Annotated in this window: 17 protein-coding genes; all 17 read left to right on the top strand. The window is 36.5% G+C overall.

All coding sequences use genetic code 11. The features are described from left to right. Position 1: 1 nt before the first annotated feature. Positions 2-715, top strand: coding sequence for a 2-heptaprenyl-1,4-naphthoquinone methyltransferase (gene menG / locus BG05_RS23520; protein WP_002086620.1), 714 nt, complete (start codon positions 2-4; stop codon positions 713-715). A 38-nt stretch (positions 716-753) separates the two neighbouring features. Next, positions 754-1,716: a heptaprenyl diphosphate synthase component II gene (gene hepT, locus BG05_RS23515; protein ID WP_002011823.1), complete on the top strand. Its 963-nt coding sequence runs from the start codon at positions 754-756 to the stop codon at positions 1,714-1,716. A gap of 124 nt (positions 1,717-1,840) precedes the next feature. Beyond that, positions 1,841-2,287, top strand: a complete 447-nt coding sequence (ndk, locus tag BG05_RS23510) for a nucleoside-diphosphate kinase (RefSeq protein ID WP_000415879.1) — start codon at positions 1,841-1,843, stop codon at positions 2,285-2,287. A gap of 300 nt (positions 2,288-2,587) precedes the next feature. Beyond that, positions 2,588-3,760: a chorismate synthase gene (gene aroC / locus BG05_RS23505; protein WP_002186290.1), complete on the top strand. Its 1,173-nt coding sequence runs from the start codon at positions 2,588-2,590 to the stop codon at positions 3,758-3,760. Further along, positions 3,760-4,845: a 3-dehydroquinate synthase gene (aroB, locus tag BG05_RS23500; RefSeq protein ID WP_003188307.1), complete on the top strand. Its 1,086-nt coding sequence runs from the start codon at positions 3,760-3,762 to the stop codon at positions 4,843-4,845. Before aroC ends, aroB begins: the two co-directional genes overlap by 1 nt. A 116-nt stretch (positions 4,846-4,961) precedes the next feature. Continuing rightward, the gene (gene hisC, locus BG05_RS23495) at positions 4,962-6,074 is read left to right on the top strand and encodes a histidinol-phosphate transaminase (protein WP_002126434.1); all 1,113 of its coding nucleotides are present in this window, start codon (positions 4,962-4,964) and stop codon (positions 6,072-6,074) included. Between the two features lie 157 nt (positions 6,075-6,231). Then, the gene (gene aroA / locus BG05_RS23490; protein WP_002186289.1) at positions 6,232-7,506 is read left to right on the top strand and encodes a 3-phosphoshikimate 1-carboxyvinyltransferase; all 1,275 of its coding nucleotides are present in this window, start codon (positions 6,232-6,234) and stop codon (positions 7,504-7,506) included. Between the two features lie 107 nt (positions 7,507-7,613). Further along, on the top strand, positions 7,614-8,876 hold the full coding sequence (locus BG05_RS23485) for a tetratricopeptide repeat protein (protein WP_002086616.1): 1,263 nt from the start codon (positions 7,614-7,616) through the stop codon (positions 8,874-8,876). A 73-nt stretch (positions 8,877-8,949) separates the two neighbouring features. Next, complete coding sequence (locus BG05_RS23480; RefSeq protein ID WP_002086615.1) at positions 8,950-9,486, top strand: ReoY family proteolytic degradation factor; 537 nt, start codon at positions 8,950-8,952, stop codon at positions 9,484-9,486. Between the two features lie 153 nt (positions 9,487-9,639). Beyond that, entirely contained in the window at positions 9,640-10,095 is a 456-nt protein-coding gene (locus BG05_RS23475) for a YpiF family protein (RefSeq protein ID WP_002126440.1), read from the top strand. 144 nt (positions 10,096-10,239) lie between these two features. After that, positions 10,240-10,752, top strand: coding sequence for a menaquinol-cytochrome c reductase iron-sulfur subunit (gene qcrA, locus BG05_RS23470; protein WP_002011835.1), 513 nt, complete (start codon positions 10,240-10,242; stop codon positions 10,750-10,752). Continuing rightward, a complete protein-coding gene (qcrB, locus tag BG05_RS23465; RefSeq protein ID WP_000932700.1) occupies positions 10,753-11,427 on the top strand; it encodes a menaquinol-cytochrome c reductase cytochrome b subunit in 675 nt (224 codons plus the stop codon). 43 nt (positions 11,428-11,470) lie between these two features. Then, entirely contained in the window at positions 11,471-12,238 is a 768-nt protein-coding gene (gene qcrC / locus BG05_RS23460) for a menaquinol-cytochrome c reductase cytochrome b/c subunit (RefSeq protein ID WP_002011836.1), read from the top strand. Positions 12,239-12,750: 512 nt separating this feature from the next. After that, on the top strand, positions 12,751-13,341 hold the full coding sequence (lhaT, locus tag BG05_RS23450; protein ID WP_002126441.1) for a lipoprotein heptaprenylglyceryl N-acetyltransferase LhaT: 591 nt from the start codon (positions 12,751-12,753) through the stop codon (positions 13,339-13,341). A gap of 25 nt (positions 13,342-13,366) precedes the next feature. Then, positions 13,367-14,053, top strand: a complete 687-nt coding sequence (gene lit / locus BG05_RS23445) for a lipoprotein intramolecular transacylase Lit (RefSeq protein ID WP_002064533.1) — start codon at positions 13,367-13,369, stop codon at positions 14,051-14,053. Positions 14,054-14,160: 107 nt separating this feature from the next. Then, positions 14,161-14,946, top strand: a complete 786-nt coding sequence (ypjB, locus tag BG05_RS23440) for a sporulation protein YpjB (RefSeq protein ID WP_002126445.1) — start codon at positions 14,161-14,163, stop codon at positions 14,944-14,946. A 105-nt stretch (positions 14,947-15,051) separates the two neighbouring features. Continuing rightward, entirely contained in the window at positions 15,052-15,732 is a 681-nt protein-coding gene (locus BG05_RS23435; protein ID WP_002086606.1) for a zinc metallopeptidase, read from the top strand. Positions 15,733-15,779: the final 47 nt, after the last annotated feature.

The following is a 15,779-nucleotide window of genomic DNA, read 5'->3' as shown; positions in this document are numbered from 1 at the left end:
CATGCAACAATCAAAAGAAGAAAGAGTACATGACGTATTTGAGAAAATTTCTGATAAATACGATGTGATGAATTCTGTAATTAGTTTTCAAAGGCATAAGGCATGGCGCAAAGAAACGATGCGAATTATGGATGTGAAACCCGGGAGTAAGGCACTTGACGTATGCTGCGGGACGGCAGATTGGACAATTGCACTAGCGGGAGCTGTAGGTGAAGATGGGAAGGTTTACGGTTTAGACTTTAGCGAAAATATGCTAGCTGTCGGTAAACAAAAGGTAGAAGCTTTAGAATTAAAGCAAGTAGAACTTATGCATGGAAATGCAATGGAACTTCCTTATGAAGATAATACGTTTGATTATGTAACGATTGGTTTTGGGTTACGTAACGTTCCGGATTACATGCAAGTATTAAAAGAAATGACGCGTGTAGTAAAGCCTGGTGGAAAAGTAATTTGCCTGGAAACATCTCAACCAACGATGATAGGTTTTCGTCAAGGATATGTCTTATACTTTAAATATATCATGCCGTTATTTGGAAAGATGTTTGCGAAAAGTTATAAAGAATATTCATGGCTTCAGGAATCTGCTAGTACATTCCCAGGGATGAAAGAGTTAGCACGTATGTTTGAAGAAGCTGGGCTTAAGAATGTGCAAGTGAAACCATTTACTTTTGGTGTAGCAGCTATGCATTTAGGTATTAAACCAGAATCAAAATAGAAAATAGAAAAAAGACGTTTTAGGTTAAGGTGAACAATATGAAGTTACAACTTATGTACTCTTTTTTACGATCGGATATTAATGTTATAGAAAAAGAATTGAAGAAGACAGTTGCTTCTGAGCAGCCGTTAGTAGAAGAAGCGGCATTACAGCTTATTGAAGCAGGTGGGAAGCGGATTCGCCCTGTTTTTGTTTTGCTTGCAGGGAAATTTGGGGATTATAAGTTAGATGCAATTAAGCATGTTGCGGTTGCATTAGAACTAATTCATATGGCTTCGCTTGTTCACGATGATGTCATTGATGCTGCGTTTTTACGACGCGGTAGCGCAACAGTGAATGCGAAATGGGGAGATCGTATTGCAATGTATACAGGAGACTACTTGTTTGCGAAGTCTCTTGAATGTATAACAAATATAGAAATTCCAGATGCACATCAAGCGTTGTCTCATACAATTTTAGAAGTTTGTAAAGGTGAAATCGAACAAATTAAAGATAAGTATAACTATGATCAAAATTTAAGAACGTATTTAAGAAGGATAAAACGAAAAACAGCATTGTTAATCGCCGCAAGTTGTCAGTTGGGAGCGATTGCTGCTGGTGCTAATCGTGATACTGTAAATCGTCTATTTTGGTACGGATATTTTGTTGGTATGTCTTATCAAATTATTGATGATATTTTAGATTTCGTATCGACAGAAGAGAAGCTTGGAAAGCCTGCTGGTGGTGATTTATTACAAGGTAACATTACATTACCTGTTTTGTATGCCATGGAAGATCCAGTTCTTCGTCAAAAAATTACATCTGTGCATGAAAATACAACAGCAAGTGAAATGAAAGAAATTATTGATGATATTAAAGCGAGCGAAGCTATTGATAAAGCATTTTCGTTTAGTGAACGTTATTTACATAAAGCATTAGAAATAATAAAACCACTCCCTCGTGGACAGGCGAAGTATGCGTTGCAAAATGTCGCAAAGTATATTGGAAAACGAAAATTTTAGTGTTTTGTCTAAAAAATAAAATAATCTCTCTATTTCAAAACTATTGCGCAATTGTGATAAGGGTGTTAATATGTGTGTGGGGATATACAATTACATACATAATTCAGAAGTGGAGAGATTTTTTATGGAAAAAACATTTCTAATGGTAAAACCAGACGGTGTACAACGTGCCTTCATTGGGGAAATTGTAGCTCGTTTTGAGAAAAAGGGCTTTCAATTAGTTGGTGCAAAATTAATGCAAGTTACTCCGGAAATTGCTGAACAACACTACGGTGAGCATAAAGAAAGACCTTTCTTTGGTGAATTAGTAGACTTTATTACATCTGGTCCTGTATTCGCAATGGTATGGCAAGGTGAAGGTGTAGTAGATACAGCACGCAATATGATGGGTAAAACACGACCACATGAAGCTGCTCCTGGAACAATTCGTGGAGATTTCGGTGTAACTGTTGCGAAAAACATTATCCACGGTTCGGATTCTTTAGAAAGTGCAGAACGCGAGATTGCTATTTTCTTTAAGGAAGAAGAATTAGTAGACTACTCAAAATTAATGAATCAATGGATTTACTAATTATTTTGAAATAATTTGTAAACGCTTTAATAACTGTGATAATAGTAAAAAGTGTGAGAAGAATAGGGGTATTCTTCTTGCACTTTTTTTATTTCGATCAGTTACGAAGTTAGGGCTGTTATGATATATTGGTATGTAAAGTAAAAGGTCTACTATTATGAAAATAATCGAACAATTACAAGTAGGGAAAGCAAACATTCGATTTACTATATAATTTCTTTGTATTTTAAAGAGTGATGGAAGATAATATAGCTGCTTTATGTAGCGGGATAAATACATATGCGAAAAGAGGAATAACGTATGCGATATATTACAGCTGGTGAATCCCACGGTCCGCAACTTACGACAATTTTAGAAGGTGTTCCGGCAGGGGTATCTTTAGTAGTGAATGATATAAATGAAGAATTAGCTAGAAGACAAAAAGGATATGGACGCGGTAGACGCATGCAAATTGAGAAAGACCAAGTGCAAATTGTAAGTGGTGTTAGGCATGGGAAGACGATGGGGTCACCGATTGCACTTGTTGTTGAAAATCGTGATTTTACACATTGGACAAAGGTTATGGGTGCAGAGCCGTTAACTGAGCAGGAAGAGAAAGAAATGAAAAGGCAAGTTACGAAACCTAGACCTGGACACGCAGATTTAAATGGTGCGATTAAATATGGTCATAGAGATATGAGGAATGTATTAGAGCGTTCTTCAGCACGTGAAACGACAGTTCGTGTTGCAGCTGGTGCAGTTGCAAAAAAAATATTAGCGGAATTAGGTATACAAGTAGCGGGACATGTTATCGAGATTGGTGGTGTACAGGCAGCGAATATTAAATATAACTCTATTGTGGAATTACAAAGTACTACAGAAGCATCTCCTGTACGTTGTTTAGATGAAGAGGCCGGTAAAAAGATGATGCAAGCAATTGATGATGCGAAGGCAAATGGTGATTCTATCGGTGGTATTGTTGAAGTAGTTGTAGAAGGAATGCCAATTGGAGTAGGTAGCTATGTACATTATGATAGAAAATTAGATGCAAAATTAGCAGCGGCAATTATGAGTATTAACGCTTTTAAAGGTGTTGAAATTGGAATTGGTTTTGAAGCAGCACATAGACCTGGAAGTGAAGTGCATGATGAAATCCTTTGGGATGAAGTGCAAGGGTACAGAAGACAAACGAACAATGCAGGTGGATTAGAAGGTGGCATGACAACTGGTATGCCGGTTGTTGTGCGCGGTGTTATGAAACCGATACCGACATTATATAAACCGCTTCAAAGTGTTGATATTGATACGAAAGAACCTTTTACAGCGAGTATTGAACGTTCAGATAGTTGTGCAGTGCCAGCAGCTAGCGTTGTGGCTGAAGCTGTTGTGGCTTGGGAGCTCGCAACAGCTTTAATTGAACAATTTGGATTAGATCGTATCGATCTTATACGTGAAAATATTGAGAAACATAATGAATATGCGAGGGGATTTTAATGGAGAACATACATATTCAAACGAAATCAAAAGAATATGATGTACATGTTGGAAGGGAGGCGTTGTCACACTTAATAACGCTTATTCAAAAAATGAATCCTGCAGTATCTAACATAATGATCATTTCTGATGAAGCTGTTGCATCACTGCATTTACAGACAGTTGTTGATGCATTGCAAGTAGAGCAAAAAGTATTTTCGTTTGTTGTACCGAGTGGCGAAAAAGAGAAGTCTTTTGAAAATTTCTATGAGGCTCACACTTCGGCTCTTGAAAATAAATTAGATAGAAATTCTTTAATCATCGCACTTGGAGGTGGAATGATTGGAGATTTGGCTGGATTTGTTGCCGCGTCGTTTATGCGTGGTATTCGCTTTGTCCAAGTTCCAACGACTTTATTAGCTCACGATAGCGCAGTAGGCGGGAAAGTAGCAATTAACCATCCACTAGGGAAAAATATGATTGGAGCGTTTCATCAGCCAGAAGCTGTTGTATATCATACGCCATTTTTACATTCACTTCCTGAAAAAGAGTGGCGATCAGGTTATGCAGAAGTGATAAAGCATGCTCTTATTGGTGATGTAGAGCTATATCATTGGTTAAAAGAAGAAGTGCAAACGTTAACGGATCTTCGTGATGAAAAGTTAATTCATATATTAACGAAGGCGATTCCTGTGAAAGCGAATATTGTGTCGCAAGATGAAACAGAAAAAGGTGTACGTGCCCATTTGAATTTTGGGCATACGTTAGGACATGCTCTTGAAAAAGAGTTAGGATATGGGAATATTACTCACGGTGATGGAGTAGCGGTTGGCATGCTATTTGCTATGTTTTTAAGTGAGCAAGTGTACAAAGTTGATCTTTCTTATGAAGAAATGAAGCAGTGGTTCTTGAAATACGGTTATCCAAAAATGCCAAGTGACTTGAATGTAGAACGTCTCGTTCAGTTGATGAAACAAGATAAAAAAGCAAATGCTGGAACAATTCATATGGTGCTTATGCAGGAATATGGGGGAGTGAATGTCGTATCTATTTCAGATGAGACTGTTCATATTGCGTTAGAAGCATTTCAAAAGGATATGGTGTAAAAAGTCATAGAACAGGTATGAAATGCATATTTAAAGGTATTCTCGTAATGGTGACGGTTATGATTAAAGATGACAGTAAGACATTATAAATCATATCAATGACTGGGGGAAGAAAAGTGAGAGTAAAAGAGCAATTGTTAACTTTGAGAGCATATGTACCTGGGAAAAATATTGAGGAAGTAAAAAGAGAATACGGATTGTCAAAAATTGTGAAACTAGCATCGAATGAAAATCCGTTTGGCTGCTCTGCGCGTGTGACAGAAGCATTAACTTCGTTAGTTAATCAATATGCACTCTATCCGGACGGGGCGGCATTTGAGCTTCGTGAGAAAGTAGCAGAGCATTTAGGTGTAAAAGCGGAACAACTTTTATTTGGTAGTGGGCTAGATGAAGTCATTCAAATGATTAGTCGTGCTTTGCTACATAATGGAACAAATGTTGTAATGGCGAACCCTACGTTCTCGCAATACCATCACCATGCTGTTATTGAAGGAGCAGAAGTTCGTGAAGTACCACTTAAAGATGGTATTCACGATTTAGATGCAATGTTACAACAAGTAGATGAGAAAACGAAGATTGTATGGGTTTGTAATCCGAATAATCCGACAGGTACATATGTAGAAAAACAAAAATTACTTTCATTTTTAGAATCAGTTCCAAAGTCAGCGCTCGTTATTATGGACGAAGCATATTATGAATATGCTGGGGCAGAAGATTATCCGCAAACATTACCTCTTCTTGAAAAGTACGAAAATCTTATGGTGCTACGCACATTCTCAAAAGCATATGGATTAGCTGCTTTTCGTATTGGATATGCGATTGGTGATGCAAAGCTTATTGGGCAGCTAGAGGTAGCAAGACTACCATTTAACACATCAACTATCGCCCAAGCGGTAGCATTAGCGGCAATAGAGGATCAACAGTTTTTACAAGAGTGTGTGAAGAAAAATGCCGGAGGATTAAATCAATATTATGCATTTTGTAAGGAATATAACGTATTCTACTATCCATCTCAAACGAATTTCATTTTCTTGAAACTTGGTATACCTGGTAATGAAGCTTTCGAACGATTAATGAAAAAAGGATATATCGTTCGTTCTGGTGCAGCATTTGGTATGCATGATGGTATTCGTATTACTGTTGGATTAAAAGAAGAAAATGATGAGATTATTGAATTACTTACGGAACTTGTAAAAGAACAAGTGAAGAAAGAAGAAACATATTCTTAAGAAATGGTGGAGGCTCCTGTTACAGGAGCCTTTTTCATTTGAACTGCAATAAGGGGAGTTGTTTGCACGTTCAAGAAAGAAAACGTTACAATAGAAGTAGACGTATAAGAAGAACTATTGTACATATAACTTATTTAAAATGTGAGGAGGATACAGTTTGAAACTAGTAGGACGAAAAAATAGTTTGAATGGGAAAATTGTTGTTCCAGGAGATAAATCTATTTCGCATCGCTCTGTTATGTTTGGAGCGATAGCGGAAGGGACGACGAAAGTATCAAATTTTTTATTAGGAGAAGATTGTTTAAGTACAATTGCATGTTTTCAAAAACTAGGTGTCCAGATTGAACAGTTTGGTAACGATGTCACGATTTACGGTAAAGGATTACATAATTTACAAGAACCGAAAGAAGTATTAGATGTGGGGAATTCAGGGACGACTATTCGTCTTATGCTTGGGATTTTAGCAAATACGCCGTTCCATAGTACGATAATTGGTGATGCATCAATTGGAAAACGTCCTATGAAACGTGTTACAGACCCGCTTAGTCAGATGAATGCTCAAATTGATGGTAGAGAAAACGGACAATATACACCTTTATCTATTCGCGGTGGTAAGGTAAAAGGTATGCATTACCATTCACCAGTAGCAAGCGCACAAGTGAAGTCAGCAGTTTTACTTGCGGGTTTGCAAGGGGAAGGGATTACTACGGTAACAGAGCCTATGCAATCTCGTGATCATACGGAAAGAATGTTGCGTGCATTCGGTTGTACCGTAGATGTTAATGGACGGACTGTTTCATTACAAGGTGGACAACAACTTAAAGGTGCAGACATAGAAGTTCCAGGGGATATTTCTTCGGCGGCATTTTTCTTAGTAGCTGGTGCAATTGTCCAAAATAGTAAGCTTGTATTGGAAAATGTTGGTTTAAATCCGACGAGAACAGGGGTTTTAGATGTATTAACAAAGATGGGTGCACTTATTTCTATCGATCATATTAGAAATGAAGAGTTTGAACCGTGCGGGGATATTACGATTGAAACATCTAAACTAAAAGGAATAGAAATTGGTGGAACTCTTATTCCAAGATTAATTGATGAAATTCCTGTAATTGCTTTATTAGCAACGCAGGCAGAAGGAAGTACTGTTATTAAAAACGCTGAGGAGTTAAAAGTAAAAGAAACAAATCGTATCGATACGGTTGTAGATGAATTAGGCAAATTAGGTGCGAAGATTGAAGCTACACCAGATGGTATGATTATATATGGTAAACAAAGTTTAAAAGGAAATACTGTTAATAGTCACGGCGATCATCGTATTGGGATGATGCTTGCAATCGCATCGTGTATTATAGATGGAGAAGTGAAAATAGAGAATAGTGATGCGGTCGCTGTATCGTATCCGGAATTTTTCGAACAATTAGCTGCGCTATGAGAGAAAGTATAGGAAGAGGTAGTTCACTCAAAAGGTTGCGTTCTTACACCTAGTTGCTTATGATAAATGAACAGAAGAGAATATTTTTTGAATTAAAGGAGACGTTTATGCAAAAGTTTGAACAGGCTGTTTCTTATATTGAAAACGGTGAAGCAGAAAAAGGATTACAATTATTAAAAGAACAACTACGAGTTGCTAATGATGAAGAGAAGTATGATATCGCTCGTTACTATCATACACTTGGGTTTATGGATGAGGCGTTAGCAATTACTGAAGACTTACGCTTGCTATATCCGGAAGAAAGTGAATTTACGGTATTTTTAGCAGAATTATATATTGATTTAGATAAAGAAGATGAAGCGATTGAAGTGCTTCATGATATTCCAGAAAACGATGATTTATATGTTCAATCGTTATTACTTGTAGCGGATTTATTCCAAATGCAAGGTTTTGATGATGTAGCAGAACAAAAACTATTAAAGGCGAAAGAAATGATGCCAGACGAACCTGTTATTACGTTTGGGTTAGCAGAATTATATAGTAGTAAAGGTGAAGAGCAAAAGGCGATCACTTATTATGAATCGTTACTAGCAGAACATAAAGTTATGGGTGGTGTTGTCATTGCGCTTCGTCTAGCAGAAACTTTAAGTGCTATTGGAAACTGGGAAGAGGCAATCTCTTACTATGAAGCGGGGTTAGAAGAGCAAAAAGATATTCACTCATTATTTGGATATGCCTTCACATTATACCAAGGAGAAGAATATCAAAGAGCAATTGGTGCTTGGCAAGAATTAAAAGAATTAGATCCTGAATACGCATCGTTATACATGTATTTAGCGAAAAGCTATGAAAAAGAAGGCATGCTTCAAGAAAGCTATGAAACACTTCAAGAAGGAATTAAAGTAGATGAGCTGTCTGTTCCTTTCTATGTAGAATTAGCGAATATTGCGGCGAAATTAGGTAAAATAGCGGAGGCAGAAGAAGTGCTTCAAAAAGCGCTGGAGCTAGATCCGGGACATTTAGGTGCGATATTAAAATATGCGTATATTTTAAAAGAACAAGAGAAATACGAAGAGCTAATTGCAGTTGTAGAGCGTGCAATTGACAGTGGAGAACCAGATACACAACTACTTTGGGATCTTGCATTTGCAAAAAAACAATTAGAAATGTATTCGGATGCATTAAAACACTATGAAAGTGCATATACTTCTTTTAAGAATCATCCAGATTTCTTGGAAGAGTACGGTTATTTCTTATTAGAAGAAGGAATGCGAAAAGAGGCGAAAGAAGTATTTACGCAGTTAATACAACTAGACCCGACACAAATTCATATTGAAGAATTGTTATATAATTTAGAGGATTTTTCATAAGTTGGAAGGAAACTGAATGCCGCTTCTTGAATCTAAAAAGAAAAGAGAAAGACAGAGGAGGGACTTAATCGCTATGAATACCCCTGTTTCTGTAAACGAGAAGAAGGATTTTGTAAAATGGTTTTTGAATAATTACCAACTGAAACAGCGTGAATGTGTATGGATTTTGAATTATTTAATGAGTCACGATCAATTAATGCATAAAGTCCACTTCGTAGAACATGCAAAATATTGTCCGCGTGGCTTAGTAATGTCAGCAAATTGTGTGAAAGACACACCGTTTCACTTTTTCAAACAAAATGTAATGACAACAGATGCAGAAAAATCGTTTCATGATATTCGTTTGAATCGAGATGAGGATATTTATATTCAGCTTAATTTTAAATCATCGTTCCAAAATGCAAACTATGTAGCTGTATTAGAAGAAAACCCATATTTGCCAAAGCATATTGAAGTGAATGAAAAAGATCGATTGCTTGCAGAACGATTTTTAGAAGAAAGTGTATTCTCATTTAGAAGAGAACGTCTTTTGAAACAAATTGATGAAGCTTTGGATAAGCAAGATAAGGAAGCATTTCATAGGTTAACAGCAGAGTTGAAGATTTTATAGAATTCATTTTGATTATGTAATCTTTACGAAATTCAGACTTTTTAAGAAAAACTACTTAATAATAGGTAGTTTTTCTTTTTTTACCTCTTTTAGTATGGTTTAATATATATAAAGTGAAAGTTCTGTTATTTCAAATGGAGGAGGGGAGAAAAGGTGAAATGGATTGTAAAAGATGTAGAACAGTTTGAGCAAGCGAGGGAGTATGTAGATACAGGGATTATACCCCTTTTGTCTATTTCGGCAGCAAAAGGGATGAAAATGGTTGTAGAGCAAGGTGAATTTATTGAGGCTTTGAGTATGGAGTTGGAAAGGGAGTATAAAGGAAGAGTGCTTTTACTGCCCGCATTTACGTATTTGGTAGAGAGCCAAAAGAATGAAAAAGACCGTTTGCAAGAATGGACAGATCATTTGCAAAGGCAAGGTTTTAAGCATATTGCCTATGTGACAAGTGACTTTTCATGGAAAGAAGATATGAGAGATGTGCAGGGTGATTTATTTTGGTTTCCATCGTTATCATTAGACCAATTTAGTGACCAAGCGAAAAGGGAAGTTATTCGTGCACACATAAAAAATATTATGGAAATGTTGGAAGAAAGATGGATAAAATAATAATAAACAGAAAGTTCTTATTATTATGAGTAGTATGATATTGACCTATACAAGAGGGTATTATATCATGATAGTGTCCTAGTTTTTATTTTTTATATAATTTTTTCACGAGGGGACAATTTCTGATAGAGGGGGGAAATTTTCGTGAGCGAGAAAGAACATCGTGTGTCAAGAAGACAGTTTTTAAATTACACACTTACAGGGGTAGGAGGCTTTATGGCGGCGGGTATTTTAATGCCGATGACGAGGTTTGCGCTTGATCCGGTGTTAAGAAAAGAAGCGGGAACAGATATGGTTGCTGTTGGACAAGTAAAGGATATTACAACAGAGCCGAAGCGCTTCGATTTTAAGGTGAAGCAGGTTGACGGGTGGTACAAGTCTGAAGAGCCAAAATCTGCTTGGGTGCATAAAGATGAAAGTGGAGAAATTGTTGCGTTTTCTCCAGTATGTAAACATTTAGGTTGCACAGTGAACTGGAATTCGGACAAAGCACATCCTAATCAATTCTTTTGCCCGTGTCACGGGGGACGTTACACAAAAGATGGGATGAACATTAAAGGCACACCGCCTCTTGCTCCGCTTGATGTGTACGAGTCTAAAGTGAAAGATGGAACGTTGTATTTAGGAAAAGCGAAGCCAAGAGGGGGTGCAAAGTAGATGCTAAATAAAATTTATGATTGGGTGGACGAACGTTTAGATATTACACCGATATGGCGTGATATCGCTGATCATGAAGTACCTGAGCATGTTAACCCGGCACATCACTTTTCTGCATTCGTCTATTGCTTTGGAGGACTTACCTTTTTCGTTACAGTAATTCAAATTTTGTCCGGAATGTTTTTGACGATGTATTATGTGCCGGATATTAAAAATGCTTGGGAGTCGGTTTATTATTTACAAAATGAAGTAGCTTACGGGCAAATTGTTCGTGGTATGCATCACTGGGGTGCTAGTCTCGTAATTGTAATGATGTTTTTACATACACTCAGAGTTTTCTTCCAAGGTGCGTATAAAAAGCCTCGTGAGTTAAACTGGATTGTTGGTGTTCTTATTTTCTTTGTTATGTTAGGTCTTGGTTTTACCGGATATTTATTACCGTGGGATATGAAAGCGTTATTTGCTACGAAAGTAGGGATTCAAATTGCAGAGCAAACGCCGCTCATTGGTCCTTATATTAAAACATTACTCGCTGGTCATTCCGAAATCGTTGGCGCTCAAACATTAACTCGCTTCTTTGCTATTCACGTCTTCTTCTTACCAGCAGCACTTCTAGGTTTAATGGCCTTCCACTTCATCATGATTCGCAAACAAGGTATTTCCGGTCCGCTATAAGAGATTGCTAAATTAAAGGGGAAAGAACAAAAGGAGGGAGATTATGCATCGCGGCAAAGGGATGAAGTTTGTAGGAGATTCTCGGGTACCAGTAGCCCGGAAACCAAATATTCCAAAAGATTATTCTGAATATCCAGGGAAAACAGAAGCGTTTTGGCCGAATTTCTTGTTAAAAGAATGGATGGTTGGTGCAGTTTTTTTAGTCGGTTATTTATGTTTAACAGTGGCGCATCCGTCACCGCTTGAGAGAATGGCGGATCCTACAGATGCAGGATATATACCACTTCCAGATTGGTATTTCTTATTCTTGTATCAGTTATTAAAGTATTCGTATGCTTCAGGCTCATTTACTGTAATTGGTGCGTTTATTATGCCGGGGATTGCGTTTGGAGCGTTACTATTAGCTCCGTTTCTAGATCGAGGCCCAGAAAGAGCACCATTGAAGCGTCCTGTAGCAACGGGGTTTATGCTTTTAGCAATTGCATCGATTATTTTTTTAACTTGGGAATCTGTAGCACACCACGATTGGGAAGCTGCAAAAAAACAAGGAGCAATTGTAAAAACAGCACCAGTTGATAAAAATGATGACGGCTACAAGTTGATGCAAAAAAATACTTGTTTAACATGTCATGGTGACAATTTACAGGGCGGAGCGGCAGCACCGGCTTTGCAAAACTTAACTTTAAAACCAGAAGAAATCGCTAAAATTGCGAAAGATGGAAAAGGTTCAATGCCTAAAGGTGTATTTAAAGGTACAGATGAGGAACTGAAAAAGCTTTCGGAATTCGTTGCAAAGTATAATAAAAAATAATAGAAAAGCTGACTACAAAATCTGTGGTCAGCTTTTTATTTTGCGTACCCAGCTAAGCTGGGCACTGTTTGATGGTGAAAGGTTTAAATAGAATTCTACAAGGATTCAAAAATTATTATAGCCTATCTTTAATTGGACAGAAGTGGCTCGGTAAAATAGATTGGTACGTCTTAGAACGGCTTAACCTTTTCTGGAATAAGAAAAGAAATGTTCGAAAGAAACATGGTCGTATCAAGGACTTGATGAAGAAAATAACATACACACTCGTGAAAGTAGGAAGCTAGAACAAACTGAAAGCTAAAGAAGGAAGAGCATCGGAAAGCCGTATGAGGGAAAACCTCACGTACGGTTTGATGAGGGGAAGCTGAAACAGAAAAGGGATAGCAAAGCCATCTCTAAAGAAAATTTAATCTGTTTCAGTTTTCTACTCTACGATGACGGAAAGTTTGCTATATAATAGAGTAGAGTTCGATGAAAGAATTACTTTGTTTGAAAGGTGTTGGACATACAGATTGGCTTACTTGTATGCAATGTTAAGGCAACGTTCGGTACTATTATTTTTATTGGTTGTTAACATATTAGGTACAATTTACGGATTCATATGGTATGGAAATCAATTAAAAGAAACCTCACCTATATTTTGGCCGTTTGTACCAGATAGCCCTATGGCGACTCTCTTTTTTGTCTTTGTTTTAATTGCTTTTTTGATGAAGAAGAACTGGGGGTTAATAGAAGCGCTAGCGATAGTTACTTTAATAAAATATGGTGTTTGGGCTGTTGTTGTAAATGCAATTATGATTTATGTAAAAGGCCCTATTGGCCTTATGGGATATATGTTAATGTTATCTCATTTTGCGATGGCAGTGCAGGGAATGTTATATGCTCCGTTTTATCGGATAAAAAAATGGCACTTCACTGTAGTTGGCATATGGACATTACATAATGATGCAATTGATTATTTATTTTGGCAAATGCCGAGATATGGGATTATGCATTTATTTGTAGAGAAAATTGGTTATTTTACGTTTTGGTTAAGTATTGCTGTACTGTGTATTACATATTATTATTGCTTACGTGAGAACCGAAAACAGTTTTCTTTATGATGGTGAGGACATTTAGGGGGAGAAAATGAAGAAAAATAAGAGCGGTATAAACATATTGGATCGATTGATCACTTTAGTAGTTTCCTATAGCATAGCATTTTCTGTTTTCGCTCTCGCGACAACGGTAGTTGTATATGGAAAATGGTTGTATTATTTTGAAATTGATTTTTTAAATATTCCAGATTTAGCGGATATGACGAAAGATGAAATTAAGAGAAACTATGATGTGCTTATTACATATTTATCGCCGTTTTATGAAGGTGCATTACAATTGCCGACATTAGATATGTCCACAAATGGACGCATTCATTTTGTAGATGTTAAAAATATTTTAGTAAAGATTCAATATATAATGTATGGAACGATTGTAATTGCTGTATTAGGAGGAGCGTATTTATTAAAAAAGAAAAAAGAAAAGTTTTTACTTCACGGAGCGATTCTTACAATTATTTTTCCAATAGCTCTTACGTTACCAATTGCTATTAATTTTGAAAAGAGTTTCGTATTATTTCATAAGCTTTTATTTAGCAATGATTATTGGATGTTTGATATTGAAACAGATCCGGTTATTTTAATGTTACCGGAAGAATTCTTTATGCATGCTGCATGTATTATTTTATTATTGATTTTAGGTGGTAGTATGCTTTGTTACGGTGTGTATAAATATTTAGTGAAAAAGAAAAGGGTTTCAAAGAAAAAATTCTCTGTTTAAAGAGAATTTTTTTGTTTTCATAGAGATAATATATTTTTTGGTTTTGTTCTGTTCTATTCTTGTCCAATTCCACATATTTTGTACTAGTAGTTATAGGGGGGACCGGGATGAAGAGAACATTAATTGGACTGATAGCATTTCTAATTATAATGTTTCCAGTACGTATATATGCTGAAGAGTGGAGTGAACTAACTGGATTGCTAGATGACTCTTTGCAGTTAGTGAAGAAAAAAGAAGATGAAAAGGCAATACAAGTACTGTACCATTTCTCAGAGCAATTTCTATCAAAGGAGAATGAAAATAATTCAAAAGTAACTCCGGGACAAATTAGAGTCGTTTCTTTAGCATACGATAAGGCGAAACAATCTCTCGCGGAAGATTCAGATAGGCAAGTTAAAGTGGATAATATGTTAGCGTTACAACTTGCTGTTGATGCACAAGTATCTAAATATCAGCCACTTTGGATGGAAAGAGAAAGAAAGATAATGAATGCTTTTTCTCAAGTAGAAAAGGCGATGGAAAAAGACGATGATGGACAGTTCCAACAGACGCTAAATACATTTTTAAATGAATTTAATATTATTTATCCTAGTTTAATGATTGCTCTGCCAGAAAACGAAGCGCAGCGTGTAAATGCACATTTATCTTATTTGGATGAATTTCGTAACGTTATGTTAAAAACGAAAGGTGGACAAATGCAACTAGGGATTATTAAAGGTGATTTGCAAAAAATATTTCATACAGTAAAAAAAGACGAGATTGCTCCCTCTCTCATTTGGTTTATGACAATTACTGGAGGACTTATTTTGTTCACTTTAACGTATGTTGGATGGAGAAAGTATAAAGGGGAGAGAGAGAAGCGGAGAAGCAACTTGCATTCTAAAGATAAATAATACGCATAAATAAAGATACGGATTGTAAGGTTTATTTATTGACAACGGTGGAAGAAAAAAATAGAATGAGAAGTACTATAATTAAAACTTCAATGGAGGTTTATGATGTTTTATTTAATTTACTTCGCGATCATTTTGATCATACCGTTGTATGCACAGTCAAAAGTACGTAGTGCCTATAGCAAGTATTCACAAGTTTATTCAACATCAGGTATGACAGGAGCGGAAGTGGCTCGAAAAATTTTAGATGAAAATGGATTGTACAATGTAGCCGTAGAAGAAACGCCAGGTCATTTGTCAGATCATTATGACCCGCGTGTAAAGACGGTTAGATTATCGACAGATAACTATTATGGTCATTCAGTTGCTGGTACAGCTGTAGCAGCACATGAAGTAGGACACGCAATTCAAGATGCGAAAGATTATAACTTTATGCGTGTACGCCATTCGTTAGTGCCAGTTGCTAATTTTGGTTCAAACATGTCATGGGTTTTTGTCCTAATTGGTGTATTTGCACAAATGTCTGGTTTGTTGTTACTAGGAATTATTTTAATGGCAGCAGGTGTTATTTTCCAACTTGTTACATTACCAGTTGAGTTTGATGCATCAAAACGCGCAATGCAACAAATTGAAGCACTTGGTATCGTATCAACAGATGAGTACGGTCAAGCTCGTAAAGTATTAAATGCGGCAGCATTAACATATGTAGCAGCAGCTGCTGTAGCAGTATTTGAATTATTACGTCTCGTATTAATTTATACTGGTATGCAGCGTAGCGACGATTAAAGACTATCAATTTTGATAGTCTTTTTTTGTTTTGTGGATTGAATCTT

Source organism: Bacillus mycoides, assembly GCF_000832605.1.
Taxonomy (GTDB): Bacteria; Bacillota; Bacilli; order Bacillales; family Bacillaceae_G; genus Bacillus_A; species Bacillus_A mycoides.
This window is presented reverse-complemented; position numbering and strand designations above follow the sequence as displayed.

Bases quoted from the DNA above. Each gene is read 5' to 3' on its own strand.
- menG (WP_002086620.1), top strand. From the start codon at position 2: ATGCAACAATCAAAAGAAGAAAGAGTACATGACGTATTTGAGAAAATT.
- hepT (WP_002011823.1), top strand. From the start codon at position 754: ATGAAGTTACAACTTATGTACTCTTTTTTACGATCGGATATTAATGTT.
- ndk (WP_000415879.1), top strand. From the start codon at position 1,841: ATGGAAAAAACATTTCTAATGGTAAAACCAGACGGTGTACAACGTGCC.
- aroC (WP_002186290.1), top strand. From the start codon at position 2,588: ATGCGATATATTACAGCTGGTGAATCCCACGGTCCGCAACTTACGACA.
- aroB (WP_003188307.1), top strand. From the start codon at position 3,760: ATGGAGAACATACATATTCAAACGAAATCAAAAGAATATGATGTACAT.
- BG05_RS23485 (WP_002086616.1), top strand. From the start codon at position 7,614: ATGCAAAAGTTTGAACAGGCTGTTTCTTATATTGAAAACGGTGAAGCA.
- BG05_RS23480 (WP_002086615.1), top strand. From the start codon at position 8,950: ATGAATACCCCTGTTTCTGTAAACGAGAAGAAGGATTTTGTAAAATGG.
- qcrB (WP_000932700.1), top strand. From the start codon at position 10,753: ATGCTAAATAAAATTTATGATTGGGTGGACGAACGTTTAGATATTACA.
- qcrC (WP_002011836.1), top strand. From the start codon at position 11,471: ATGCATCGCGGCAAAGGGATGAAGTTTGTAGGAGATTCTCGGGTACCA.
- lit (WP_002064533.1), top strand. From the start codon at position 13,367: ATGAAGAAAAATAAGAGCGGTATAAACATATTGGATCGATTGATCACT.
- ypjB (WP_002126445.1), top strand. From the start codon at position 14,161: ATGAAGAGAACATTAATTGGACTGATAGCATTTCTAATTATAATGTTT.
- BG05_RS23435 (WP_002086606.1), top strand. From the start codon at position 15,052: ATGTTTTATTTAATTTACTTCGCGATCATTTTGATCATACCGTTGTAT.